Here is a 25,111-nt window from a genome sequence, read left to right as displayed (position 1 = left end):
TAAAAATTTTCTAATATATTCAAAATACTATCGCAGAAAATTCCAAAATTCAACAATATCCTATAATATAATGATATTTCTAACTATTCGGGATTCTGCTTGTATCGGTAGGAAACGCCTACTAAAATGGTAAAAAAAGGGGATGATTTATTGATAAAGACATATTAATTAACAATAATTCCATTTTAAATCAGTTCATTGGTTACCGTTACCTCTTCTCAGTCCCGTCCTAAATGTATTTCGTGGTGTGACAGGTAGAGCCTCACAAGCCCCCTTATCCCTTCATCAGATTGGTAATTCCAAAGTCCAGATACAAACTTCTACTTTTTTCGAAAGAATAACGTTATATTCGACAAGTTTATATTATCCTAAAATAATATATTAAACATTTTCGGTATATCCCCCAAAACACTTAATATTTATTGGTTTAACAACATTTACAGTAATCTATCTGAAAATTCGGCATTAAAATAGTTTCAATTTATTGACAACTTTTCTTTACAGTAATATAGTTATATTTAATAGAAACCATTTTATGGTAGTTGGGATGTGATCTAGAAATGCTATCCAATTTAGGAATTGATTTTCAAGGACAAATACATCACCTAAAAAGATCGAACAGAAATGTACACACCATTCAATTACATTCTGTAGATAATGGACAACTTAGAAACGGTATTCTATCCACACTCTCTCAAAATAACAGGTTAATAAAACAAGGAAACTCTCAATCATTTCATTCTCATACATGTACACATATAAAAATAGCGGATAACGTTGGCTATATCGTTCAATATTCAAAAACACCATTACTCAAAAACTTTCTATGGGGACAAATGAGTAGCTAATGAGGACAAAGAATGTTGTTCAATCTATAGTTCTTTGCGAAGGAGCGACTGAAGACTTTCAACCTGTTGAAATAATAGAACGATTTACACAACATAACCATTCCGTAACGGTTTTAGTTCAAATTGATCAAAAAGAGGAAACGACGGTTCGCTATCACTGGTATATTCAGTCCGAACCTAAACATCCAGTAGCTGTTTACGATATTCCCTTAAAATATACAAAAAATAAGACACGGTATGTCACAAACACATTAGGTATTCAATACCTATTTAACAATGAGACAATCAACGTTTTTCAACCGTGGTTTGTTTTAGTGGAAATTGATCGAGTACTGTATAAAGTTGAATTTGAAATCTATGAAAGTACCGAGTATCATCAAGAGCACACTTTTACTACTAACTCACACCCATCTGCTTATGATTTTAAAGTGTAAATATAAATACGAAATCCCTTGCACTCCTATTCTAACGTAGGTCTACAAGGGATTTCCTTTGAATAGTGTATCAAATTTAACGTAGATAACATACCGTAAATATCCAGGTAATTTAGTTGAAAATGTAAACCAATTACCAGATTCCTTTTCTCGATATTTTTCGGGAAATAATCGACAGCAACCCACTAACTTTTCCTTTTTATTACATTTACAGCAGCTTTTTATCGGGTCGTGACTGGCACTAGAAATAGTTCCCAACTTGATAACCTTTAGCTTTTTAGCTTTGACGCTAGATTCTCTACAACTTCCCTTGAAAGTCCGGTCATACGAATAACAAAAGAAATTTCCATACCTTCTCGAAGCATAGTTTGGGCGACTTCTTCTTTCCCTTCTTCTTTTCCTTCTAATTTCCCTTCTAACTTCCCTTCTTCCAAAGCATCATCACGAATCGATTCGATATCCCTTAAGGCTTTCTCACGAGCCTCATACTGCATTCGAATTTCTGGGTCCATACTCGCAAGTCGTAATTTCTCAACACTTAGCTCTAACATCGGATCCTGTTTCGCCATTTCTTCCCACCTCGTATCATCGGTATTTGTTAAAAAGCGTAACCACTTTGCCATTCGATCATTCGTTGCTATCTTCCCATTTTTATCTAATGCTCTAAACTTAGGCATTTCAAAAAAGTGTAACTTCATTAAATCATCTGGAAACGGTTCTAAGGTGCCATCTTCTTTTAAACCAAAACATCTACGGTAATCTTCAGATTGAAAATAATTAAAATCGATTAGGTTAATAGCAACTACTTTCGTTAAGGTTCTATATTTCCCCTTTTCACCTAGCTGTCCCTCGTATAATCTTGAAGCATAAAAAAGTGAACGTTTGTGTATGTTCTTCTGATTTGTTAATTGAATTTCTACATTAATGTACCCCAATCCTACCACTCTTGCTCGGACATCTAAGATTGCTTCCTTATCTTTAAGAAATTTCTTGTTTAGATTGGGATTTAAGATTTCTACTTTGGCTAGACTTTGACCTTCTGGTACATCAAGAACATCATTTAGAAATGCTAAAAGTAGTTGATTAGACCCTTCGTCTTCACTTCCAAACAATAACTTAAACACAAAATCATTCTTAGGTTTCAACCAATTAATCGGTAATTCTTCTTGCATGATTTCCGTTTCTCCTTAGTTCTATTATTATAACATATTTTTAATTTTTGAAAAAAACGACTAGTGCAAAAATCTCGCTGAGTGGGGTATTCTTAAGTGTTGATTAGGTGGTTATTCAAGTGCTGAATCGTGGATGTGGAGTGTTTAAAGCAAGGCATGTACTAATATGCTACGAAAATAAGAAAAGCACAAGCGCCCTTGCTCATCGACGTAATAAGCTGGACTAAGTCGAGTGAGATATAGGAGAGTCGAAAGTCGTTAGACTTTCGTTCTCGACTTATCGTAGACGAGACGAAGGAAGCTTTCTAGTCGATAGGGCGCTTGCGCTAGACAGTTTCCAAGTAAGGAATTTTATACTTTCTCACTCACCAAAATAGAACATATATTCTTATTATTAATATAACAACTAAGTCGACCCTTTTCAAGAATAAATTTAGAACTTCACTATATTTCTCATGATTAATTTCCTTTGCTCCTCTAGGTAGAACAGCAGTAGTTCTACTTCTTTGTCTAACAGGGCAGTCACGACATGCTCACTTCCTGCAGCGATCATAAGTCGATTACGTTTCTTGTATATGGAGGAGTCATTTACGACGCCTTTCATTCGGAGAAAATCATTGTATACTTTCAAACTGTTGATTTTTTCATTGATCGTCGCAATTGCAAAACCTTCGTCCAAGAGATATTGCTTGTATCTAACAAAAGCAAAATTGGGTGGTATTGTGTCTGAAGGAGTAATAAACGTCACTTGTTATCTCAAAGGAAAAGAATGTCTAAACAAATACTACCTTCCAAAACCTTCGACAAAATATTACAATCTTCGGGTGGTGACTAGGCACGAGGGTTTAAATTTAAAAAGGTCTGGTACCGTTAGCACCAGACCTTTTACAAATATTAATTTGTGATTTTAATTGTTTTTCCTTCCAGTGAAACCGTTTCACCTGCTGCTAGATTCGCAAATACAACTGGTGTAACAATGGAAGAAGCGTGTTTTTTGATATATTTTAAGTCAACTTTCATTAACAATTGACCTTGTTTAACAACATCTCCAGCTTTAACAACTACTTCAAAGCCTTGCCCTTTTAAATTTACTGTGTCGATTCCCACATGAATAATAATTTCTTTTCCACCTTCTGTTTCTAAACCGATCGCATGTTTAGTAGGGAATACATTAACAACTTTTGCATTAACAGGAGCTACTACATCTCCACTGTTCGGTAAGATGGCAAATCCATCACCCATCATTTTTTGCGAGAATACTTGATCAGGCACCTCAGAAATTGGTAAAAGTTTACCTTTCATCGGTGAAAGATACGTTTCATTTACTGTCGTACTTTTTACAACTTTCGTTGGTTGTTCTTCTTGTTTAACCGACGTTCTACCAGAAATAATATCTTCAATTTGGCCTTTAATATTTTCAGACCTTGGTCCAAAAATAGCTTGAATGTTGTTTCCTACTTCAAGTACACCTGCTGCCCCTATTTTTTTCAACTCATCTTTATTTACTTTTTTAATATCTTTTACAGAAACACGTAAACGAGTAATACAAGCATCTAAATGATCTAAGTTTTCTTTTCCACCCATAGCTTCTAAAACTTTAATCGGTAACTCATCGACTTTTCCACCGTTTGCTTGTGCATCAACATTTTCATCTTCGCGACCTGGCGTTTTTAAATTAAACTTTTGAATAGCAAAACGGAACCCGAAATAATAAACAACTGAGAAAACTAAACCTACAGGAATAACTAACCACCAATCCGTACGGTTTGGAAGAACTCCAAAAAGTAAAAAGTCAATAATACCACCAGAGAATGTCATTCCAATTTTAACATTTAAAATATGCATAAGCATAAATGAAAAACCTGCAAACACTGCGTGAATAGCAAATAGAATTGGTGCTACGAATAAAAACGCAAACTCGATTGGCTCAGTAATACCTGTTAAAAATGAAGTTAATGCCGCAGACCCCATAATACCTGCTACATACTTTTTGTTTTCAGGCTTAGCACAATGATAAATAGCTAGTGCTGCTGCAGGTAGACCAAACATCATAAATGGAAACTTACCAGTCATGAACGTTCCTGCTGTAAATTCCACGCCATCTCTCATTTGTGCAAAGAATATTTGTTGATCTCCTCGAGCCACGTTTCCAGCTACATCTACATATTGACCAAACTCAAACCAAAATGGTGAATAGAAAATATGGTGTAAACCAAATGGAATTAAAGCACGTTCAATAATACCAAAAATGAATGCTGCTACTGTTAAATTTGAGTCAATCATACTGTGAGAGAAAGCATTTAATCCACTTTGAATTGGACCCCAAATGTAAACCATTGCAACCCCTAATACAACAGCAGATGCCGCCGTAATAATCGGAACGAAACGTTTACCAGCAAAAAATCCTAAATATGAAGGTAATTCGATATTGTAATACTTTTTGTACATAAAAGAAGCTAAAATACCAACGATAATACCACCAAATACTCCTGTTTGCATTGTTGGAATACCCAATACATTTGCAAAAGCAGGATCTGCAAGTTGCTCTGGTGTAATTCCTAAATAAGTTCCCATTGTAACATTCATGATTAAGTAACCAATGATAGCTGCAAGTCCAGCAACACCGTCACCACCAGCTAGTCCAACAGCAACCCCCACCGCGAATAATAAAGCGAGGTTACCAAAAACAATTCCACCTGCTTGCTCCATAACTTGAGCAATTAACACAATCCATCCTGCCTCTAAGAACGGCATACGATCTGTTAACTGCGGGTTTTGCAAAGCATTACCAAATGCAAGTAAAATACCTGCTGCAGGAAGAAGGGCTACTGGTAACATTAACGCTTTACCTACTTTTTGAAGTGTTCCAAATAAATTTTTAAACATATAAATGCTCCTCTCAAAAATTTTTAGGTTTTTGTTTACCAATTTGTGAAATAAAAAAACAGACATAAGAGAAAAAAGTGCAAGTATGGTGATGTGGTATAGTAATCTTGATCAACTAGATTACTAGTACCCTTGCAGCTTTCTTCACTTATGCCTGATCGTATCAGTTACACGTAAAGATAAACTAATTATAAAGTTTTAGTAAAAGTAAGCGTTTTCTTATAAGGCACAGAAAAAGACATAGTAAAAAAAGAGATTTCCGATACAGATGAACTTATTTTCATAAGCTCATTTTGCATCCCTCTTTCTCTACTTATGCCTAATCGAATTAGTTACACGTAAAGAAGTAGAACTATACATTATTCACTTTTATTTGTAAGCCTTCGCAAATGAATGTTTAAATATACAGCTTCTGCTTCAAATACAGGTTGCTTTAAAGATTGTCGCATTACTTTAACCGCTTTCATAAATAGATTTTAGCACAACGGATATTCTTTTTGCAATACTTTTTTTAAATTCTAGTGGTCCATCTAATTTTTCACCTGTTTTTACACGTTCCATTGTAAAACGCAAGTAACGAACTAGCCTCAATAGTAATATTAAATGACTGTTCTATTATGATAATTAGTTGATGGATAAGTTACGAATAACGATTAAGTTGCTTGTAGGTTTTCGGGTGTATTGTTTAGGTTGTTCTCGAGAAGTATTAAAAAGAGTAACCATAATTGATTACTCCAAAAATTAATTTAAGATAGCCACTTTTTTTGATCGATGTAGACCAACCACCTTAACAAGCTGATAGGGAAGGAATTAATTTTTCTTATCAATGAAAATTCCATCCACTGATGTATCTTGATAAGGATTTTCATATCGTTGATTATGTTTCTTTTTTGTATTAAACAGGTTAATTTCTCTCTTCAGTTGTTGGGTTTTCTGAACTAGTAGTTGATTTATTTTTTTATTATCCTTAATAATCTTATCTCCAAGATGTTTTTCCTCAGCGGTTTGAGCTTCTTTTACACCTTTTATTAGTTCCTCACGAGTTGCAAGTAAGTTTTCCAACTGCTGAATATAGTAATCCGTTTCATCTTTTGGAAGAGCTAGATTTAAATGGGATAAAAGAATCATGTTGACTTGATCAATTTTATTTAATAGATCAAGCACGTCCTCCACCACCATGTTGTCTTTTACGGTTAATCATGATGACTTCTTTCCATGTATCACGAAATTGAATGACATATTGCTCCGCTTCTTCTAATGCCTTTATATCATTATTAATATTAGCTTCAGTTAAATGATGTAAAATATAGTCATACATCTGTAACATGTTTTTTCCAACTTCTGTTTCAACTTTTAAGGTCACCATTAATTCACGAATAACATTTTGTGCCTTTATCAAATTAACATTCCTTGTTTCTACTTGATTATTACTAATTGCTTCTTTTGATAGTTTAATAAACTTTAAACAACCGTTATAAAGCATTAATGTTAATTCACCCGGTGACGCCGTATCAAATTTATTTTTTTGATATGCTTGATTAGCTGTTTGTATCACTATTAAAACATCCTTTCAACTGTTTAGAATCCTCCCAATTGTTGCAAAAAGGCCATCCCTTGAGCATTCGCTTGATTCATCGCTTTCTCCATAGCTGTAAATTGGGCCCAATAACGATTTTCTATATCCGCTAACCGTCTTTGATAACGGTCTATTTGCTGATCTACATTAACCATTTCTCTACCAATGGTAAACTGTTGTTCAGTACGGTTTTCGTTACCTGCACGTGAAACGATATTTCTGATTGAGTTACTAATTGAGGATCTTAATCGACCAACTAAACCAGTTTGCTCATACTTTTCTTGACTAGTTGCACCACTTTCAGCGACATTATTTAGTAATTGATGAACTGAATCAGGATCATCTGCTAAGGCAGCACGGAGTTTCGTTTCATCAATTTCTAATTTCCCACCATCTCGAAAGTTACTCGTTGTTGTAATACCGATTTGTGCTAATTGGTTAAATTGCCCTGAAGTAGAAACGGGCGTGTATAAATCAGAACGCATTCGATTAAGAGTACTTGCTAAGTTTTGATCCCTACGTAACAGCCCACTTTTTGCCTTTTCATCCCATAACTCCGCTTCCCTTTCTGACAATTCATTTCTTTGTTCATCTGTTAAAGGTGGAAAACCACGATGGGTTGGCTCATTAAGTTTACCTTGTATAATATCAATCGACTCATTATATTTATCTACAAAACTTTTAATTTTATCAAAAGCGTCATCTGTATTGCTAGTTACAGTAACAGTTGTCGTCCCTGTATTTTGTAAATTTACAGTTATTCCTCCAACTGTATTTCTATTTCCCTTTGAAATAATCGGATCTGTAGTAAGAGCAGTTGCATTGTCCTTATAAGTAAATTCAGCATTAGCTGCATTTTGAAATGGATTATTTACATCATTAATGTTTATTTTAGAGAAGAATTCACCACTTAGCTCTATTTCCAAAGTTCCATCCGTCTTATGAATGCCCGTTTTGGTTGTCTCAATGACAACTCTATCAAAGACCGAATCATAATGTGCACGAACTTCTAAACCTTCCCTTGTATTAATCTCTTTAAGAATGTCATTTAATGACTTATCATCTACTGTGAAACTTTCCCCATTAATTTCAAATGCATTATCAGAAACTGCTATTTGAGATTTAAAAGATGTTGTTAAATTAAGTTTCTCAGCAGTATCAGTAACAATGTTATTCTGACTCATATGTTTCTCTGTCTTTGCTATACTAGTTACATTAAAATCATAAGTACCATTTCTTACAGAAGCATTAGCCGTTGCCGTTAGTATACTACTATCTGAAACCGATGTTTGTCTTGTATTTAACGATGAACGCAGTCGAATTCCTGTTGCAGAATCGTCTAAATTCTTTAATAGTAAATTCATTTCACGTTGAGCATCTCTCTGCCACTCAAGTGTTTGTTTGCGTTGAAAAAAGCGATCAAGTGGCAAACGTTCTACCCTCATTAAATCACGAATAATTGTTTCCGTATCGATTCCACTTGCAATACCACCAATTCTCATTTATAGCACCACCTTTAAATCTTTTTGTCGATAAAGAGACCTATTGATTCAACCATTGCCGCATAAAAATCTAGTAGTTTCTTTGGTGGGAGTTCTTTAATTACTTCCTTTGTGTCTTCGTCAACGATCGTAATATAGTACTCTTTTAAACCTTCATGCAAATTAAACTGAAGGTTTGTGTTAGAAGACTTTAAAAATTGATTAACACCGTCGATTTTTTTCTGCACATCGGTTACGTCAGCTTTTTTTATATTTGGTACTTCCTCGGTCCTGTCCTTCAAATGCTCAGTATCTGATTGATTTGTGAGTTCCATTCTCGGTTGTTGTATAGAAGTTGAACTAAATGTATACGAGCGCCCAATTTCCATTTTATAAGCCCCTCTCAATTATTCTTTTTTATTATATCGGTTGAGATTAATTTAATCTTAAGAATTAATTGAAACAAGGCTGAAACATTGCATTACATTTAATTTGAAAAGGGAGAATACTTAATTAAGAGATAAATTTTATTAGATAATATCAACTGGTAGGCTTTTACTATGACAAGCTTTTTTTAAAATCATTTCACATAATAAAAAATCTTCTTGGGTGTCAATATCAAAAGAGCGTTCTTTAGGCATAATATATGCCCTTGTTTTATCCGTTAAAAATGTTCTTTCTGCTTTTATATTTTCTTTACTAGACACATATATAGCACCATTTAATGAATAAAATTTAGGAGCATCTTGTCGTCGTAACACGCTTCTATTTTCTAAAAGTGGCTCCAATGACCCTTTTTGGTTTACTTTGTACATCCAATATGGTGTTTTATCAACTTCTGTAACTGATACACATGCATTACAGTCATTTCCTATATACTCAATTATGCACTGATCAATATCGGCAGCTAACCTTAGTGGAGATGTTGGTTGTAATAATACTACAACATCATATTCAGGTAACTTTTCGATCGCATGTAAGACTGGTTCAATCCCCGGTGTATCATCACTAGATAATTCTTTTGGACGAATAAATGGTACATAGCAACCAAGTTGTTCTGCAATCGAAATAATTTCCTGGTCATCTGAACTTAATACTATTTTATCTATAAATTTAGATTTTTTTGCTTCATCTATTGTCCAACCAATTAATGGTTTCCCTGCTAAATTTTTAATATTTTTTCTAGGAACTCCTTTTGAACCACCACGAGCTGGTATTATTGCTAATACAGATAGGGCATTTATCATTTGAATACCTCCGAAAACTCAATATTTGCTTTTTCAAAATCGCTCATTCTCCCTATATCCAACCAATATTCTCTAATAGGAAAAACACTTGTATTTTGATTAGAATCTATTACTTTTTGAAAAAGAATAGGCATATCATAAAATTCGTTATGGGGTATTAATGATAAAATGCTTTGATTTAAAACGTATATTCCAGCATTCACAAAAAACCTTTGCGTCGGTTTTTCTTCAATTGCAGTTAACACATGATTATCACACTGAATAACTCCATATGGCACTTGGTGATGGTATTCTCTTACACACATTGTAGCTATTGAATCATGTTCCTGATGAAATTCTAGTAGTTGTTCAAAATTAACTTTAGTTAATAAATCTCCGTTCATCACTATAAACGGTAATGTGGAGTTTGTTTTTAATAAAGATAACGCACCCGCAGTACCTAGTTTTTTTGTTTCATCAATATAATTAATTGAAACTCCCCATTTTGACCCGTCACCAAAATAGTTTTTGATTAATTCTGATTTATAATTTACTGAAATGTAGAAATTACAGAAATTATATTCAATAAATGTTTCTAGGATAGTTTCTAAGATAGGTTTATCACCAACTTTTAATAATGGCTTTGGAGTATCCTTAGTCAAGGGTTGAAGCCTTGTTCCGAGTCCACCAGCCATTAAAACTACCGGATTTTCTTTTTTATTATGAATGAAATATTCTTGGAAAGTCTTCAAATCGACAATAGTACCCTGATGATCGACTATCGGAACTTGCTTTAAACTATTTGTTGTCATAAGGGCTGTTATTTGAAGAGATGTATCACTAGTTGAAGCTTTAAAAGGAGTTTTATTCATTATCTTATCAATTGTCTCATCTAAATTTACCTTATTTAAAATTCCTCTTCTTACATCACCATCAGTAACTGTTCCAAGTAACTTATTTTTATGATCAACTACTAGTGCGATTTGCATTGCACTTTGATCTATTACTTTTAAAGTTTCAATAATTGTAGTTTCAGGCGGTATTAATATTTGTTGCCAGTTCTTCATTTGCGTACCTCCCGAGCAGGATTTCCTACTACTTTTGAATTCTTACTTATACTTTTTAAAACAACTGAACCTGCTCCAATTGTCGTACCTCTTCCAATTGTTACACCTTGAATAATACAGGCACTTGTACCAACATGGACATCTTCTTCGATTGTGACATTCCCAGATAAGGTAACTCCTGGTGCTATATGAGTGTGGGATCCAATTTTACAATCATGATCAATAGATGATTTAGTGTTTAATATTGTATTATATCCAACTTTTGTCCCTGGCTGCACAATAACACCAGCCATTATCTGAACTCCTTCTTCAAACTCAGTATCAGATGCAATTATAGATGAAGGATGAATTATAGTAGCAAAACTATAACCATTTTCTTTAAATTTGGTAAAAATCAGTTTTCTTTTATTAGTAAATGGAATAGACCCAATCGCATTTACTAATTCTATTTCGCTAGCTTTATATTTAAAAATTAATTCATCATTTCCTATTATTTTAATACCATTACTCTCTTCTTTTTCATAGGACTGTTCTGTGATACCAATTATTTCTCTATTAATAAGTTTTAATATGTCCTGAAGAACCTTTGAATGCCCACCACCACCAATAATAATAACTGGTTTAGACATATTAATTAATCTCTTCATCTTTCTTAAAGTTTCTTGTAGCTTTTTTACCTAGCATTTCCCAATAATATATTGGTGAAATTCCATTACCTGGCCTTTTGACTGTAATATTCTTTTCATTAAAAGCCTCTCCTCCAGAAATATTACAATTAGCAACAATACTTTTTCTCGCTACGTTCATATTTTTTAATTCAGAAGGTGCTGGCTTTTTAATAGGAGATCCTATAGCCTGTTCAACTTCTCGAATTGATTTAACCATCTCTTTTAATTCATTAGGTTCAAGAGATGCTTTATGGTCTGGTCCTGGTAATGTCCGATCAACAGTAACGTGCTTTTCAACGACGACTGCACCTATAGCGACTGCTGCAATTGGCACCGATATACCCATCGTGTGATCAGATAAACCTACTTGGAGCCCAAATGATGTCTTTAATGTAGTTAATGCTAGTAAATTCACATCTTCAAAAGGTGTTGGATATTCGGTAGTGCAATGAAGTAGGATCACTTTCTCTTTAATAACCATTTGACCTTCTTCAGAATAAAAGGCTTGTCTTAATGTTTCAAAAGTAGGAGTACCATTTTTATTTAAATAACCAAACGAAATAATAGATAATGCATTTTCAATATCTCCAAGAGTACTCATCCCTGTCGATAAAATAATCGGTTTATCAGTACGTGCCATTTTTAACAGTAACGGAGCATTTGTAATTTCCCCTGAAGGGACTTTTAGCTTTGAAATATGAAAATCATTTACGAGTAAATCTAAACTTTCATAGTCAAAAGGGGTTGATAAAAACTCAATACTTTTCTCTCGACAATAATTTGTTAATACTTTGTGTTCATCTATACCCAATTCCAATTTTTTAAGCATTTCATATTGTGATTCAGCCTCACCAGTTTGCCTTTTTTGATAATCAGCTTTTGGCGTATTTTTACTAACTAGGTTTTCCGCCTTAAAGGTTTGAAATTTAATGGCATCTGCTCCTGAATCTTTGGCAATATCTATTAATTGCTTAGCCAACTCAATTGAACCATTATGATTTACACCTGCTTCAGCAATTATATAAGTCTTATTAATCATATTTACTTCACCTCAAAAAAATGTTTTTGTAAGAGGTCTGTGTAATCTTTTAATTCTTTAAGTACACTTATCATCTTTTCAGAACTTTTCCCATTACCGTATGGATTTACAGTATTTGAGCAATCCATTGCAAATGCTTTATTAATTGCTTTTACTATTGCTATTTTATTTACAGCGCAACCAATAACAGAACTAGCTTGCAATCTTCCTTTTTGTCTGTCCCCAATATTAACAGTTGGTTTTTTGAATGACGGAACCTCATACAAGCCACTTGAAGAGTTCCCTACAACTACATCGACATATTTCAACATACTTAAATACCTTATTTGTCCTAAGGAAGAAAAGACATTTACATTACTTTTTCTTTTAGCAAATAATTCTATCTTTTCTATAATCGTATGACCACCATTATCCGCATTTGGTTTTGTAAAGATAATCCCTATGTTTTCATCAATCAAATCTATAGCATCTAAAACTTCACCTATTTGTTCTTTAGGAGTTAGCCTATCTAAAGTAGACGGATGAAATGTAACTAAAATATTTTTTTTCTGTAGTTTTATTTTTAAGCTATCCTCCAAGCTTTCTTTTGACATTATTTTCATTTTATTTATAAAGTCAATCCCAGGACTACCCACATTAAAAATGCATTTCGGATTTTCTCCTAATTGTCTAACCCTTTTTAGTGAAGCTTCATTGGTTACAAAGTGAAGATGAGACATTTTTGTTAAGCTATGGCGGATTGCTTCATCAAATGCACCCTCTGTAGTGTCACCACCAGCAATATGCGCTATTGGAATTTTAGCTACCATTGCAGCTTGTGCAGCAGCTAAAATTTCATATCTGTCTCCTAAAACAACTAGAATATCTGGTTTTAGTCTTTCAAACGTATCCGCAAAGCCAATTACTCCTAATCCAATAGACTTAGCTATACCAACAGCTGTATCACTAGATAGTAACATTTCAACCTTTTCATCTATTATAAATCCATCTTCTTCGATCATTTTGTATGTTAATCCAAATTCTGGTGATAAATGCATCCCTGTTACAATAATTTGTAGTTCAAGTTCTTTATCTGTTTGAATCCCCTTCATTAACCAGTATAAAAGTCCATAATCCGCTCTTGTACCTGTAACAACACAAACACGACTCTTATTCATTTAAAACTCCCCCAACAAAGAACTACTTGGTATATTAATAATCCTTTTCTCAAGATCATCAACACCGTCCAAATCCATTCTTGGACACTGACTATACATACTAAGCTTATGCAATGGCATCCAAACTGGTCTTGACATAATACCGTTATTATTTAATACCTCCAGGATCGATTCTCTATTTAAAATCAATTCCCTTGAAAGAACCACAACATTTAACCAATAATTACTTTTTGCAAAAGAAGGCTCCTGAAAAAAGTTTACCCCTTGAACGGTGTTAAATGCCGTTTTATATTTTTGAGCTAATTCCCGTTTGCTTTTTATATACTTAGGTAATGCTTCAAGTTGAGCACATCCTAAAGCTGCATTTAAATTAGGCATTCTGTAGTTATATCCAACTTCATCATGAATATATTCCCATTGATGAGGAACCTTTGCAGTAGTTGTAAGATGCTTCGCATAGTTTGCAAGATTATCATCGTTAGTTAATATAGCTCCACCACCGCCTGTAGTGATTATTTTATTACCATTAAAACTTAATGCTGCAACTTTACCAAAGCTTCCTGTATGTTTCCCTTTATAATAAGATCCTAGCGATTCTGCAGCATCTTCAATTAATACAAGTTTGTATTTCCTACAAACTTCAAGTAACGGATCAATATCAACAGGGTGACCAAAGGTATGCATTGGAACAACTGCTTTAATTCTTCGACCCGTAAGCTTATTAATACACCCATCAGAAGTGACTTGGCCAATTTCTTTTAGATAAAGATCTAATTTATAAGGATCTAACCCTAATGTTTTTTCTTCAGAATCAACAAAATGAGGTATAGCAGATGAATATGAAACAGCATTAGCGGTAGCTACAAAAGTAAGAGATGGTATAAGTACCTCATCGTCTTTTTCAACGCCAACAATTTTCAAAGCAATATGTAATGCTGCTGTTCCATTTACAACTGCTACTGCTCTTTTTACTCCCGTAAATTCTGCAAGCCTTTCTTCAAATAGATCGACATACTTTCCAACTGAAGATACAAATGTAGAATCAAGGCAATCTTTAACATAATTCCACTCATTTCCTTGAAATGTAGGCTCATGTAATGGAGTAAATTCACTGGTAGGCAATACTGATTGTAGTGTTTTTAGGATTTGCTGCTCTAAAATCATATATTATACACATCCGCCTTGTATCCTTTTAAGTTTTCAGGATTGGTAAACCATTCTGCTGTTTCTTTCAATCCCCTCTTAAATCCGTCTCTACCACTATAACTCGTTTCCCAATTTAATAACTTTTTAGCTTTTGAATTATCCGCCCATAGACGTTCAACTTCACTTTTTTCAGGTCTAATTCTAATGTCATCCGTTTCAATTTCAACTTCCACTCCCATAGCTTCTGCTATTATTTGAACAGTTTCACCTATTGATACCTCAAAGTTACTACCGACATTAATTACTTCACCAATTGATTTCGGAGATTCCGCTATAGAAATAAATCCAGTTACCGTATCTTTTATATAGTTAAAATCACGTGTTGGATGTATTGCTCCTAATTTTATTCTTCTTTTGCCAGCTGCTATTTGAGAGATAATTGTTGGAATAACAGCTCTAGCAGATTGCCTAGGACCATAAGTATTAAAAGGACGAATGATTGAAACAGGTAAATCAAAGGAGTTGTAAAAGGAAATTGCCATTTGATCTGCTCCAATTTTTGAAGCTGAATATGGTGATTGTCCTTGTAATGGATGTTGTTCAGTTATTGGGACAAATTGCGCTGTACCGTATACCTCACTAGTCGATGTATGAACAAGTTTTTCAATTCCAAGTTCGCGTGCCGCCTGTAAAATGTTAAGCGTTCCTTTAATATTTGTATCAACATAGGTATCAGGTGAATGATAAGAGTAAGGAATTGCAATTAAAGCCGCTAAATGAAGAACTGTATCACAACCCTTCATTGCTGTTTTAACTCCATAAGGATCCCGTATATCACCTGTAAAAACATCTAGATTTTGTTTTATTTCATTTGGAGCATGGTCTAACCATCCCCATGAGTTAAAAGAATTATAATAGACAAAAGGTTTAACATTATAACCTTGACGAATTAGTTCTTCAGTTAGATGGGAGCCAATAAAGCCATCCGCGCCAGTTACTAATATATTTTTCAAATTAACCAATCCCTTTTATTTATAATATTAAACTTCTTTATTAAAAAATTTTAATTGTTTTGCTTTATTTGCAGTTACAAATTCAATAAATTCCAATAGCGAACAATGCTTCCAGCCCTTTATATAAGCCCCACCTTCTGTACAATTCCAAAACTGATTTTCGTTTCCGGTAATTGCTACATACCTCTCAAACCATTTTCTAAAAGAATTTAAACTAGCAGAGGTATTAATTAAATCAGTTTGATTAAAATTAGGAACTTTATTTGAAACATTAAATATAGGTTTGCAATTATGTGTACCTTTTGCATGGCTAATACCGTTTGTGAATGCCAAATCCTGACCAACTAATGCAATAGGATTACTTCCCATTTTTACTAGCAAATCTAATAAGCAAGTCGCCACTGAACCACCAGTCCGAATAGTAGGTTCATTTCTAATCTCAGCCTGTCTTTCAGCTTCTAAATAATCCTTTTGCCATACAATATATCTATCACCTTTATATTGGTTGACAGCTTCATAATTTGCTGTAGATAAATAAAATAGTGGAATATCTAAAGTATTAACACCAATAAATTGTTCTTTTATTTTTATAGTAGGATCAGAAATCATCACTAAATTTGGTTTGATTCCAAACTTCGTGAGAGGTATCAAAGCTGTCCCTACACAGGCAATTTGAATATTATTTTTTTGGGAAAGCTCTTGTAATAAAGGTAACTGTTTCGTTAGCGAAGGGCCTGCTGATACCAAAATTATTGGTTGATCAGAAAATTGATTTATCCAACCTACCACTCCCTTATCTTCTAACGATAGATTGCTTTTTATGTTCCTCGATAATAGCTCTTCTCTTGCTAAACTATTTTGTTTGAGTAATATTAAATCATTTAAAGCTTCCTTAACTAAAGAAAGGTTTGGAGGAATCAAGTTCAATGCTGGTTTATAAATTAAAAATTGAATACCATCATCATTTATAAATGGAATAAATTCTTTATTTATTTCACCTTTATTTTCTGTAGAATGATATTTTATAAATTCTAAGTCGATTCCTATTAATTCTAAAGTTTTTGAACTTTTAATCCAGTTAGCAAAATCATTATTAAAATCCCATACTTCAATTTCAATGTTAGGATATCTTAAATGAAGTTCCCTAATATGATACCCAGCCCCCATACCTACAATTATAAACTTCTTAGGTAATGAAGTTAATTTTATACCTTCTACCCATCTTTTCGCTTCTTTTAAGGGATTATACCGACTATTCAAATATAGTTCATCACTATTATCCATTATAAGTTTAATCGAATAATCACTTGTAGAAGTTTCAATTAATTCCCATTTCATTATTTAAGAAAATTCCTTATTCAAGTTATTTTCTACTTTCTCTAACCATAATGATAAGATTGGAGAAATTTCATATTCGAATAAGTCAGCTATCAAGACATTGTCCTTTGATATCAACGCTTTTTCTATCTGAATTAAAAACTCATTAAGCTGCTCACTATTTAAACCTAAATCATACCCAATTTTTTTAAGATGAATAAATACAGAAACAACCCAATTTAACCCCTCTAAAAATTGTTGTAATAATTCTATCGCTTCTACATCTTTCCCACTTTGTAATTGGCTTGCTATTTCTTCAGAGGCACCAACTAGTTTAGGTAAATATTCTTTTAAAGTTTCTAATATTTCTTTAATATTTATCTCCACTTTCTGTTTCTCTCCTTTGATAATTATTATTTTAAAAGTTCAAGCTGCTTTCATTTAACCAACTTCAGCTTCTATCTCTCTAAATAACTCCTCTAACCATTTTTGAGACTTCTTGCTTGCTTCTAATATATCTTTATAAAGCCCCTTTGACAGCAACATGATCCGTTTTTCTCGTTCTTGTTCAGTTTCAGTATGTGGGCTTAGTAAGTTATTATAAATGCGGATAACAATTGGTTGGAATAAATAATACATTAACTCAGATTCAAGTAGCTTATAAAGTTCTTTATCGTATTTATTTAAATCATCAATTAAATGAGAATCAATTTCTTTATAATTATTTATTTTCTTTATTGCACCCTTGCAAATTTCAGTTATTTTTTTTATGTTTTTAATTTCTTGTTTGATTTTTTGTTTAAATTCAATTAGATTAATACTTGATTTTTTATTGAAAAGATTTTTAATTTCCACACTATAATCACTATCACAATACTTTTGACAAAAATCATTAAAGGTTATGTTATCAGTACCTTTAATATAAATCCCACCTTCTGTAGCATTAAATACATTTCTTTCTTCTTTAAATAACTCTAAATACTTTTCAAACTGATATTTCATTGATAAGAAAGGATAATCTGTATAAACCTCATTTCCATAATAACCTTTAACCTTGACATACTTCTCTTCATTACTCATATCAACCTTTTTAATCCTACGATTACCTGATGCATGAGTAATGCCATCTGTATAGGCCAAATCTTGACCAATAAAACAAATCGGCCCAAAACTTAGCTGAATGGCAATATCTAAACAGTAATTTGCTACAGATGCTCCAGCTTTTACAAAGCCTATATCTTTGTTGAAAATGCTATTTATAAATGATGCTACAAGTCTATCATCATTAAATACAATTTGTGGCCCCTTATGATATCGGGGTATATCCTTGTGTACCTTAAACGGATACATAAGTGGGTACTTATGTATATCAACATCATTATAATGACTGAAATTTATTGGTGCACCGTCTACACTAACTATAATATCTGGTTCGATTCCTCCTTTTAATAAAGAATTAATCGTTGAACCCGCGCATAAAATTAAAACTTTACTCTGAAACTCTTTTAGGATAGGAAGTTGCTTCGTTAATGAAGGGCCACCAGATGCAATAATTATTGGACAAGAAATTCTACCGATTAGATCACTTAAATATGTAGCATTTCTTGCTGCAAATAAGTTTGAGAAAAAATTCTCTTGCCAATACTTCGAGAAAAAATTTATTGTATTAAGGTTCACTACCTGTAAAAATATAAGCTCCTTTAGTAATTCATATAGTGAATGCAATTGTTTAGGAAATAACTTCGAATAATTAGGAGACTCAACTACCGTAATTCTCCCAGAAAACTTACCTATAACTTTTTCAATGCTTTTCCTTAATTCATCAATATTACTCCCTACAAATAAACTGATATTATTATTTTCTTGTAAAAAACTAAGATTAATATTTTCTTTGACGGAATTAAAAATTACCTCACTAGGCTCAATAACTATCAAGGAATCTTCTTCTTCCATTAATGAATATAGCTCTTTAGCATAATAACTCATGCCTAGGCCATAAAGAATATGCAAATGATTTTTCTTGTATACTTTTTCCGCAAAAGCTTTTGCTTCTTTTATTGGGTTATAAGAGCTATGTAAGAATAAACCATTAATCTCTATTGTAGAGTATAGACTTCTTTTACTTTTAATTATATTAATATTAGTTGTATCAAAAGGAAAGTCCTCATCTTTTCTAACATTATCCGTTTCCATATTTACCCTTCCTTATTTAAAAAGGCAACCTAGAAAAGGCTGCCTTTGTTTTTTGTTATCTTAATAGTTGTAGAACTGCTTGTGGCTGTTGGTTAGCTTGTGCTAGCATAGCTTGAGAAGCTTGGTTTAAGATGTTTGATCGAGTGAACTCCATCATTTCCTTAGCCATATCTACGTCACGAATACGTGATTCAGCGGCTTGTAAATTCTCAGCACCTGTATTTAAGTTTTTAATTGTATGCTCTAAACGATTTTGCACTGAACCCAGGTTAGATCGCTCCTTAGAAACAAGAGCTATCGCAGCGTTAATCTGATCAACTGCACCAGTAGCAGCTCCATAAGAACCTACACTAGCCGCAATGTTTGAGATGTTTAAGCCGTTTCCACCAGCTGTCATAATATTAATTGATAGCTGAATATTTTGGCCAGAATTTGCTCCTACTTGAAAATTGTATGTCGCGGAATTTTGCAACACCTTCTGAGTATTGAACTCAGTTTCAGTACCAATACGAGTGATTTCATTCGTTAACTGTGAAAGTTCATCTCTGATAGCATCACGGTCAGCAGTAACGTTTGTATCATTTGAAGCTTGAACAGCTAGTTCACGCATACGTTGAAGTATTGCATGAGTTTCATTAAGAGCTCCCTCAGCAGTTTGGATTAAAGAAATGCCATCTTGTGAGTTACGAGCAGCCTGGTCTAATCCACGAATTTGCCCACGCATTTTTTCAGAAATCGAAAGACCAGCGGCATCGTCTCCAGCACGATTTATACGAAGTCCTGAAGATAATTTCTCCATCGACTTTGCACCTGCGTTAATATTAACTCCCATTTGACGGTTAGCATTCATTGCATTCATATTGTGATTAATAATCATAATAAATTTCCTCCTTGAATTTGTTTTATTACTCCGCCCACGTCCTTGTGGTTGGAATGTTTTTGAACGTAAAATGGTTGGAAAGTCGGCCGCCTTTCTTCTCATTTCCGTTCCTACAATACTTATATCGGACAAAGGGTTTAGATGTTTAATAGTTTGGTAGAAGTTTTATGTAAATTAATTTATTTTTTTGTCAGATTATTGTTTTTTTCGAAACAAAAACAGAGCCAATCGACTCTGTTCCTATTTCTTCTGTAGTGTACTTGTCAGTTGCTGCAACAAATTAATCGAAGCATTCGCTGCTTCACTATTTTCCTCTTGAATAGCCAGATAAATCTCTTTCCTCTGTATCTCCACTGACCTAGGCGCATTGATCCCTAGCTTTATTTGATCACCTTCAATAGCCAATACCGTTATTTCAATATCATCACCAATCATAATCGACTGATCTTTTTTTCGAGAAAGTACTAGCATCCTCTACCCCTCCTGACCGACGGCTTGTGGGATGAGTAGGTGCTTGGTTGTGTAGTTTGGATCGTTTAAGGAAATTTGCTTTCCTTTTTGTTTTTTACTATTGATCACGACTGGACCTTGTAGGTTGGCCGTTGTATTTGTAAATGGATCTTGGACGGTTAAGATGACAAATAAAGTGACATCGGCTTCTGCTTCTATTCCGAGAGCTTCGATTGTTGAATCTGATAACTTCACTTGATAATCTGGGAAAAAATCAAACGGTGATACAATGACAAAGCCGAGCTCTGGTGTTGTGACCGATTGTAATATGTATAGCGGTGTTCCTTCTCCGAATGGGAGGATGATAAACTTTTTTTCGTCGAGAAAGCTCGGGATTCCATTTTCAAAATGGATAATTTTTTCTTCGTTAATTTCTACTTCCCCTAAATATTTCGTTTGAATCTTCATTTTTACTCACCACTTTATTTTATATTTACTGTTATTGTAATGCAGTTTTGGGTTGATTTAAACATGCGACAGAAAACTAATTTAGGTGCTTGTAACCTTGATGAATTTTTTCATATACATAAAAGCCTCGAGAATAACTCGAAGCTATCGTTGTTGATTGAATTGAAGTCCGACTGCCTTAAATTGAATGCTTTGTTTTTGACGTACGTAGACGTCTGTTTGCCAAGGTCTGTGTTGAATGGTAGGAACGTTTTTTTGTGCTTGAACATGAACTCCGCCTTCGTTTACCCGGTAATTTGTCTTACTTCGTTGAAACTGAACTTTTACCGAAAAAGGTTTTGGCATTTGCCCGAGCGTAATTCCTTTTTCAGGGAAAAGGACGCTGTTTACTTTTGCTAAATGAGGAATGACATCGCCACCATTTTCAATCCTCATTAGTTGATCGCCTTCTCTTGCATATTTTGCGATCGCTTGGTGCGCATTACTCATTGCTTTTGCGGCAAACTCTTCGTTCAAACGGTAAACGTGTTTCGAATTAGCGGATGCAAAAGCTTCTCTTTGATCAATCGTAAGCTTACTTTGTTGCGTACTCATTTCTACAAAAGCATGGTCTTGTTTGATTGAAAAATTGGGTTTATGATTCTGTATTTGAATATGGGGGCGTTGTGACTGAATACCAGTTTGTCCACGAACCGATTGAATATTTAATGATGGTAGTTGCATCAACTCTCCCCCTTTCACTCAAAATACTAATTTAACGTAAAAAGTCCATTAATGTCGGCTGAATAATTCGTGCCCCTGCCGATAGAGCTGCCCGGTGAACACTTTCTTGAGAAACGAGATCAATAATTACTTTTTCCATATCGGCATCTTCATTATTAGACATGATGCGTTTAGCAATGACTTCTTGTTCCATAATACGATTTTCGACCATTTCGACTCGGTTCAATCTTGCCCCAAGCTCCGCACGTTCATTCACGACATGATCAATATTATCACCAACCCTATCAATAAATGCACTAATATCTTCAGCTGTCGAATTCGGATCACTTAATGTACGTTCTAATTCAATAATATCTGTAAAAAATTGTTCAGAAAATACGTTCTTTGGATTAATGTTAACTGCAATATTAACCCCTTTAAGCAACTCAAATTGAACTTGTTGGTCATTTGCCGAAACCGCGCCTTCAGGAAGTTCTACAACTCCAGTTACGCGGGCTGTATCGTAGGCATTTTTCATTGCATCACCGTCAACGGGCGGCGTGATCGTATCCGTCCCATTAAAAATAAATTTATTGTTTGCTCGAGTATTCGCTAACGCCACTAAATGCTCACGAAGTTGCGTTACTTCTTTACGAATATTTTCACGCTGCGTTTCTTCATACGAATCATTCGAAGCTTGTACCGTTAACTCACGAATTCGTTGTAGAGTTAGGGTCACTTCATCTAACGCTGCGTCAGCCGTGTCCATCCAGTTATATGTTTCTGAAAGATTACGTTTAAATTGCTCGACTTCCGTTACTTGTGAGCGATATCGCATTCCATTCATCGCAACAACAGGATCTTGAGAAGCTCGCGTAATTTTTTTCCCAGTTGCTAATTGATCTTGGATATTCCCTAACTTTTGATAGCTGTTAGACATGTGACGGAGAGTGTTATTTGAAAGCATCATTTGCGTTACACGCATCAATTTCACCTACTATTCTTCTATAAAAAATGGCGTTTTACTTTTTATCCCAAAAGATTGAAATACAGTTCTCTAGCTACATTTGCTGATTCATTTTAAAGGTAAGTCTTATCTACCAACTGTACCCATTCTATTAATAATCGTATCTAACATTTCATCTACTAATGTAATAGTTCTAGCAGCTGCATTATAGGCATGCTGAAACTGAATTAAGTTAGTCATTTCCTCATCAAGAGAGACACCACTAATACTTTCGCGACGTTGATCAACAGACAGGCGTAACGTATCCGTATTTTTCATCATACGCTCTGCTTCGTTTCCGCTAACCGCCATTTCTCCAATAACACCTTGGTAAAAGCTCTGCACTGTCGTTGTTGTCCCACCAAAGTTTAGCATTGCATCTTTTACATTCGCTAATGCAAGTGCGTTCGATCCGTCACCTGCAAACCCTCTGTTCGAGTCTGCAATGGAAGTTGGGATAGAAGCTGCAATATTATCAAGCTCGTTAACAATTTCATCAGATACTCTTAAGCTTGTTGCCGCACCTTTTGGATTACCAGCAGTTGGCGTAAAACCTGCAAATGTAAAAAAGTCAATCGGATCACCTTTTGCACCGTCTTTCACATCATTTAAGTTCCAACCTTCATGATGAACACGGTTGAACTCTTCTACAAATGTAACAACCATTGTATCTAAATCTCGAAGCATTTTCGGGTAAACACCTTGTTCAGAACCGTCTTTCGCTAAATAGCCATGCGCTTCTATATCGGCAACTAATTTTCCAATCGCATTAAAATCTTCAAAGTTAAACGCGACGACTCCACTTAATGCGTTATCATCAAACCCAGCTGGGCCAACTAAAATTTGACTGACAAGCCCACTGTTTTGATCATACTCGACTTTTACATCATTGTTTGTAAGACGTGTTCCATCGACAAGTGTAACCCCTAAATCACGTCCATTTTCATCGATTAATTTGACCGTATATCTTCCTTCAGCTATTTCAAGCGCTTGTCCGCCACTTCTCACAGGCTCAACTTTAATGTTCACAAGCTTTGAAAGTTGGTCTACTAAAAGATCCCTTTGATCATAAAGATCATTTGGTAAATATCCGTGTGGTTCAATTGCCGCTATTTGTTTATTCAAATTATTAATTTGTCTCGTTAATGAGTTAATTTCATTCGTAGTCGCATTCGATTGAACTTTTAGATCTCGCTGAATAGCCATTAATGAATCCGCTGTATAGTTAAACGTATCCGCTAACGCCATTCCTCGTTGACGAACAACAGAACGAGCACCAGAATCTTCTGGGTGAACAGATAAATCTTGAAGTGCTGTCCAAAATCGGTCAAGCGTATTGGCAATTCCGTCTTCTGTAGGTTCATTCATAATGTCTTCCATTTTTTCTAACGCAATGGAACGAGTTTCCCAATAGCCAAACTTACTCGTTTCCCCACGATATTGCATATCTAAGAAACTTTCTCGAGTACGTTGAATGGATCCAGCTTGTACACCTGTTCCAACTTGCCCTGGAATATCGGGTCTATTGAAACCTACACCTGGAAATGGCGTTGTTTGTGAAAAATTAACGCGCTGCCGCGAATAACCTGGTGTATTCGCATTTGCAATATTATGCCCTGTTACATGTAGTGCTGTTTGCTGTGTATAAAGGGCACGACGGGCTGTCTCCAACCCTTGAAATGTCGACTTCATTTACACTTCCTCCATTTCTTGAGAAAAGAGGGTTCCAAAAAGGATCTGACACCACGTGCATTCTACTATATACAGAGGTTCAGTTTCGACATCCATCTATATATAGGTGCGATACGGTGTCTGACACTTTGTTTTTGGACACCCTCTTTTCTCATACCACCTTCATCTATAACTTAATCACTCTCTCAATCTCTTTACGCTTTCGAATCAAAAAGAGAACGTCCTTGAATTCCATCGTCGAATTCCTTATCTGGTCGCCCGTAATTTCCAGTTTCGGCCTCAGGCTTTAAAACATCAAGAGATAAATTCACAAACCGTAACGAATCTTGAATTAATTGCTGGTTTAATTCGTTTTCTTGTTTCAGTAGGTTAATTTGCTCAGTTAAGCTTTTTTGCAAACTAACGAGCTCCTCTTTTTCGGTATCACTAACATACGGAAGGAGCTCGGTTAACGTTCCGGTTTCTGTTACTAACCCCTTGCCTTGGATAAAAAATTGAACGAGCCTAATCCGCTCTTGTTCCACTCGTTCTAGTTGCTTTAGTTGAACAACTTCCTTTTGCATGAGGCTTCGCAAGTGAGCGATGTCCCCTTTTTTCAAGCATTCCGTTTTTTCTTTAGCAATTTCACAAAACGTTTGATGAATTTCAATTAATTTTTTCATAGATTGAATCATTAACTCAGCAGACATC

The 25,111-nt window shown here is 34.4% G+C and carries 25 protein-coding genes; 2 read left to right on the top strand and 23 right to left on the bottom strand.

What is annotated here, in order from left to right; genetic code table 11:
• Positions 1-560: 560 nt before the first annotated feature.
• Positions 561-848 carry a hypothetical protein gene (locus tag BKP45_RS07040; RefSeq protein ID WP_071388942.1) on the top strand — a complete coding sequence of 96 codons (288 nt, stop codon included), beginning with the start codon at positions 561-563 and terminating at the stop codon, positions 846-848.
• Positions 848-1,282: a hypothetical protein gene (locus tag BKP45_RS07035; RefSeq protein WP_071388941.1), complete on the top strand. Its 435-nt coding sequence runs from the start codon at positions 848-850 to the stop codon at positions 1,280-1,282. The genes BKP45_RS07040 and BKP45_RS07035 overlap by 1 nt, the downstream gene beginning before the upstream one ends.
• Before the next feature lie 269 nt (positions 1,283-1,551).
• Here BKP45_RS07035 and BKP45_RS07030 read toward each other — a convergent pair whose 3' ends face one another.
• From BKP45_RS07030 to BKP45_RS06915, 23 genes are all read right to left on the bottom strand, one after another.
• A complete protein-coding gene (locus BKP45_RS07030; protein WP_071388940.1) occupies positions 1,552-2,454 on the bottom strand; it encodes an Rpn family recombination-promoting nuclease/putative transposase in 903 nt (300 codons plus the stop codon).
• A gap of 894 nt (positions 2,455-3,348) precedes the next feature.
• The gene (gene ptsG, locus BKP45_RS07020; RefSeq protein WP_071388938.1) at positions 3,349-5,340 is read right to left on the bottom strand and encodes a glucose-specific PTS transporter subunit IIBC; all 1,992 of its coding nucleotides are present in this window, start codon (positions 5,338-5,340) and stop codon (positions 3,349-3,351) included.
• Positions 5,341-6,150: 810 nt separating this feature from the next.
• Entirely contained in the window at positions 6,151-6,504 is a 354-nt protein-coding gene (locus BKP45_RS07015) for a hypothetical protein (RefSeq protein ID WP_071388937.1), read from the bottom strand.
• Positions 6,497-6,898: a flagellar export chaperone FliS gene (gene fliS / locus BKP45_RS07010; protein ID WP_071388936.1), complete on the bottom strand. Its 402-nt coding sequence runs from the start codon at positions 6,896-6,898 to the stop codon at positions 6,497-6,499. The genes BKP45_RS07015 and fliS overlap by 8 nt, the downstream gene beginning before the upstream one ends.
• 20 nt (positions 6,899-6,918) lie before the next feature.
• On the bottom strand, positions 6,919-8,418 hold the full coding sequence (fliD, locus tag BKP45_RS07005; protein ID WP_071388935.1) for a flagellar filament capping protein FliD: 1,500 nt from the start codon (positions 8,416-8,418) through the stop codon (positions 6,919-6,921).
• Between the two features lie 14 nt (positions 8,419-8,432).
• Positions 8,433-8,786: a flagellar protein FlaG gene (gene flaG, locus BKP45_RS07000; RefSeq protein ID WP_071388934.1), complete on the bottom strand. Its 354-nt coding sequence runs from the start codon at positions 8,784-8,786 to the stop codon at positions 8,433-8,435.
• 141 nt (positions 8,787-8,927) lie between these two features.
• Positions 8,928-9,644, bottom strand: coding sequence for an acylneuraminate cytidylyltransferase family protein (locus tag BKP45_RS06995; protein WP_071388933.1), 717 nt, complete (start codon positions 9,642-9,644; stop codon positions 8,928-8,930).
• Entirely contained in the window at positions 9,641-10,690 is a 1,050-nt protein-coding gene (locus BKP45_RS06990; protein WP_071388932.1) for a nucleotidyltransferase family protein, read from the bottom strand. Before BKP45_RS06990 ends, BKP45_RS06995 begins: the two co-directional genes overlap by 4 nt.
• Complete coding sequence (locus tag BKP45_RS06985; RefSeq protein ID WP_071388931.1) at positions 10,687-11,319, bottom strand: acetyltransferase; 633 nt, start codon at positions 11,317-11,319, stop codon at positions 10,687-10,689. The genes BKP45_RS06990 and BKP45_RS06985 overlap by 4 nt, the downstream gene beginning before the upstream one ends.
• Before the next feature lies 1 nt (position 11,320).
• Positions 11,321-12,397 (bottom strand): N-acetylneuraminate synthase, encoded by a 1,077-nt coding sequence (neuB, locus tag BKP45_RS06980; protein ID WP_071388930.1) that lies wholly within the window; start codon positions 12,395-12,397, stop codon positions 11,321-11,323.
• Between the two features lie 2 nt (positions 12,398-12,399).
• Positions 12,400-13,554 carry a UDP-N-acetylglucosamine 2-epimerase gene (gene neuC, locus BKP45_RS06975; RefSeq protein WP_071388929.1) on the bottom strand — a complete coding sequence of 385 codons (1,155 nt, stop codon included), beginning with the start codon at positions 13,552-13,554 and terminating at the stop codon, positions 12,400-12,402.
• Positions 13,555-14,718, bottom strand: a complete 1,164-nt coding sequence (locus BKP45_RS06970) for a LegC family aminotransferase (protein WP_071388928.1) — start codon at positions 14,716-14,718, stop codon at positions 13,555-13,557.
• Positions 14,715-15,713 carry an NAD-dependent 4,6-dehydratase LegB gene (locus BKP45_RS06965; protein ID WP_071388927.1) on the bottom strand — a complete coding sequence of 333 codons (999 nt, stop codon included), beginning with the start codon at positions 15,711-15,713 and terminating at the stop codon, positions 14,715-14,717. Before BKP45_RS06965 ends, BKP45_RS06970 begins: the two co-directional genes overlap by 4 nt.
• Before the next feature lie 27 nt (positions 15,714-15,740).
• Complete coding sequence (locus BKP45_RS06960) at positions 15,741-17,051, bottom strand: motility associated factor glycosyltransferase family protein (RefSeq protein ID WP_071388926.1); 1,311 nt, start codon at positions 17,049-17,051, stop codon at positions 15,741-15,743.
• Between the two features lie 3 nt (positions 17,052-17,054).
• Positions 17,055-17,417, bottom strand: coding sequence for a hypothetical protein (locus BKP45_RS06955; RefSeq protein ID WP_071388925.1), 363 nt, complete (start codon positions 17,415-17,417; stop codon positions 17,055-17,057).
• Between the two features lie 54 nt (positions 17,418-17,471).
• The gene (locus BKP45_RS06950) at positions 17,472-19,223 is read right to left on the bottom strand and encodes a motility associated factor glycosyltransferase family protein (RefSeq protein ID WP_084787670.1); all 1,752 of its coding nucleotides are present in this window, start codon (positions 19,221-19,223) and stop codon (positions 17,472-17,474) included.
• A gap of 55 nt (positions 19,224-19,278) precedes the next feature.
• The gene (locus BKP45_RS06945) at positions 19,279-20,100 is read right to left on the bottom strand and encodes a flagellin N-terminal helical domain-containing protein (RefSeq protein WP_071388924.1); all 822 of its coding nucleotides are present in this window, start codon (positions 20,098-20,100) and stop codon (positions 19,279-19,281) included.
• 243 nt (positions 20,101-20,343) lie between these two features.
• Positions 20,344-20,574, bottom strand: coding sequence for a carbon storage regulator CsrA (gene csrA, locus BKP45_RS06940; protein WP_071388923.1), 231 nt, complete (start codon positions 20,572-20,574; stop codon positions 20,344-20,346).
• A gap of 3 nt (positions 20,575-20,577) precedes the next feature.
• Complete coding sequence (gene fliW / locus BKP45_RS06935) at positions 20,578-21,021, bottom strand: flagellar assembly protein FliW (protein WP_071388922.1); 444 nt, start codon at positions 21,019-21,021, stop codon at positions 20,578-20,580.
• A 144-nt stretch (positions 21,022-21,165) separates the two neighbouring features.
• A complete protein-coding gene (locus tag BKP45_RS06930; protein WP_071388921.1) occupies positions 21,166-21,744 on the bottom strand; it encodes a DUF6470 family protein in 579 nt (192 codons plus the stop codon).
• Between the two features lie 31 nt (positions 21,745-21,775).
• A complete protein-coding gene (gene flgL, locus BKP45_RS06925) occupies positions 21,776-22,708 on the bottom strand; it encodes a flagellar hook-associated protein FlgL (protein ID WP_071388920.1) in 933 nt (310 codons plus the stop codon).
• A gap of 108 nt (positions 22,709-22,816) precedes the next feature.
• The gene (flgK, locus tag BKP45_RS06920; RefSeq protein ID WP_071388919.1) at positions 22,817-24,421 is read right to left on the bottom strand and encodes a flagellar hook-associated protein FlgK; all 1,605 of its coding nucleotides are present in this window, start codon (positions 24,419-24,421) and stop codon (positions 22,817-22,819) included.
• A 194-nt stretch (positions 24,422-24,615) separates the two neighbouring features.
• Positions 24,616-25,110, bottom strand: coding sequence for a flagellar protein FlgN (locus BKP45_RS06915; protein ID WP_071388918.1), 495 nt, complete (start codon positions 25,108-25,110; stop codon positions 24,616-24,618).
• Position 25,111 lies beyond the last annotated feature (1 nt).

Source organism: Anaerobacillus alkalidiazotrophicus, from assembly GCF_001866055.1.
The sequence above is the reverse complement of the archived record's forward strand: the minus strand, read 5'-3'. Positions and strand labels throughout refer to the sequence as shown.

Bases quoted from the DNA above. Each gene is read 5' to 3' on its own strand.
- BKP45_RS07040 (WP_071388942.1), top strand. From the start codon at position 561: ATGCTATCCAATTTAGGAATTGATTTTCAAGGACAAATACATCACCTA.
- BKP45_RS07035 (WP_071388941.1), top strand. From the start codon at position 848: ATGAGGACAAAGAATGTTGTTCAATCTATAGTTCTTTGCGAAGGAGCG.
- BKP45_RS07030 (WP_071388940.1), bottom strand. From the start codon at position 2,454: ATGCAAGAAGAATTACCGATTAATTGGTTGAAACCTAAGAATGATTTT.
- ptsG (WP_071388938.1), bottom strand. From the start codon at position 5,340: ATGTTTAAAAATTTATTTGGAACACTTCAAAAAGTAGGTAAAGCGTTA.
- fliD (WP_071388935.1), bottom strand. From the start codon at position 8,418: ATGAGAATTGGTGGTATTGCAAGTGGAATCGATACGGAAACAATTATT.
- flaG (WP_071388934.1), bottom strand. From the start codon at position 8,786: ATGGAAATTGGGCGCTCGTATACATTTAGTTCAACTTCTATACAACAA.
- BKP45_RS06995 (WP_071388933.1), bottom strand. From the start codon at position 9,644: ATGATAAATGCCCTATCTGTATTAGCAATAATACCAGCTCGTGGTGGT.
- BKP45_RS06990 (WP_071388932.1), bottom strand. From the start codon at position 10,690: ATGAAGAACTGGCAACAAATATTAATACCGCCTGAAACTACAATTATT.
- BKP45_RS06985 (WP_071388931.1), bottom strand. From the start codon at position 11,319: ATGTCTAAACCAGTTATTATTATTGGTGGTGGTGGGCATTCAAAGGTT.
- neuB (WP_071388930.1), bottom strand. From the start codon at position 12,397: ATGATTAATAAGACTTATATAATTGCTGAAGCAGGTGTAAATCATAAT.
- neuC (WP_071388929.1), bottom strand. From the start codon at position 13,554: ATGAATAAGAGTCGTGTTTGTGTTGTTACAGGTACAAGAGCGGATTAT.
- BKP45_RS06970 (WP_071388928.1), bottom strand. From the start codon at position 14,718: ATGATTTTAGAGCAGCAAATCCTAAAAACACTACAATCAGTATTGCCT.
- BKP45_RS06960 (WP_071388926.1), bottom strand. From the start codon at position 17,051: ATGAAATGGGAATTAATTGAAACTTCTACAAGTGATTATTCGATTAAA.
- BKP45_RS06950 (WP_084787670.1), bottom strand. From the start codon at position 19,223: ATGGAAACGGATAATGTTAGAAAAGATGAGGACTTTCCTTTTGATACA.
- BKP45_RS06945 (WP_071388924.1), bottom strand. From the start codon at position 20,100: ATGATTATTAATCACAATATGAATGCAATGAATGCTAACCGTCAAATG.
- csrA (WP_071388923.1), bottom strand. From the start codon at position 20,574: ATGCTAGTACTTTCTCGAAAAAAAGATCAGTCGATTATGATTGGTGAT.
- fliW (WP_071388922.1), bottom strand. From the start codon at position 21,021: ATGAAGATTCAAACGAAATATTTAGGGGAAGTAGAAATTAACGAAGAA.
- BKP45_RS06930 (WP_071388921.1), bottom strand. From the start codon at position 21,744: ATGCAACTACCATCATTAAATATTCAATCGGTTCGTGGACAAACTGGT.
- flgL (WP_071388920.1), bottom strand. From the start codon at position 22,708: ATGCGTGTAACGCAAATGATGCTTTCAAATAACACTCTCCGTCACATG.
- flgK (WP_071388919.1), bottom strand. From the start codon at position 24,421: ATGAAGTCGACATTTCAAGGGTTGGAGACAGCCCGTCGTGCCCTTTAT.
- BKP45_RS06915 (WP_071388918.1), bottom strand. From the start codon at position 25,110: ATGTCTGCTGAGTTAATGATTCAATCTATGAAAAAATTAATTGAAATT.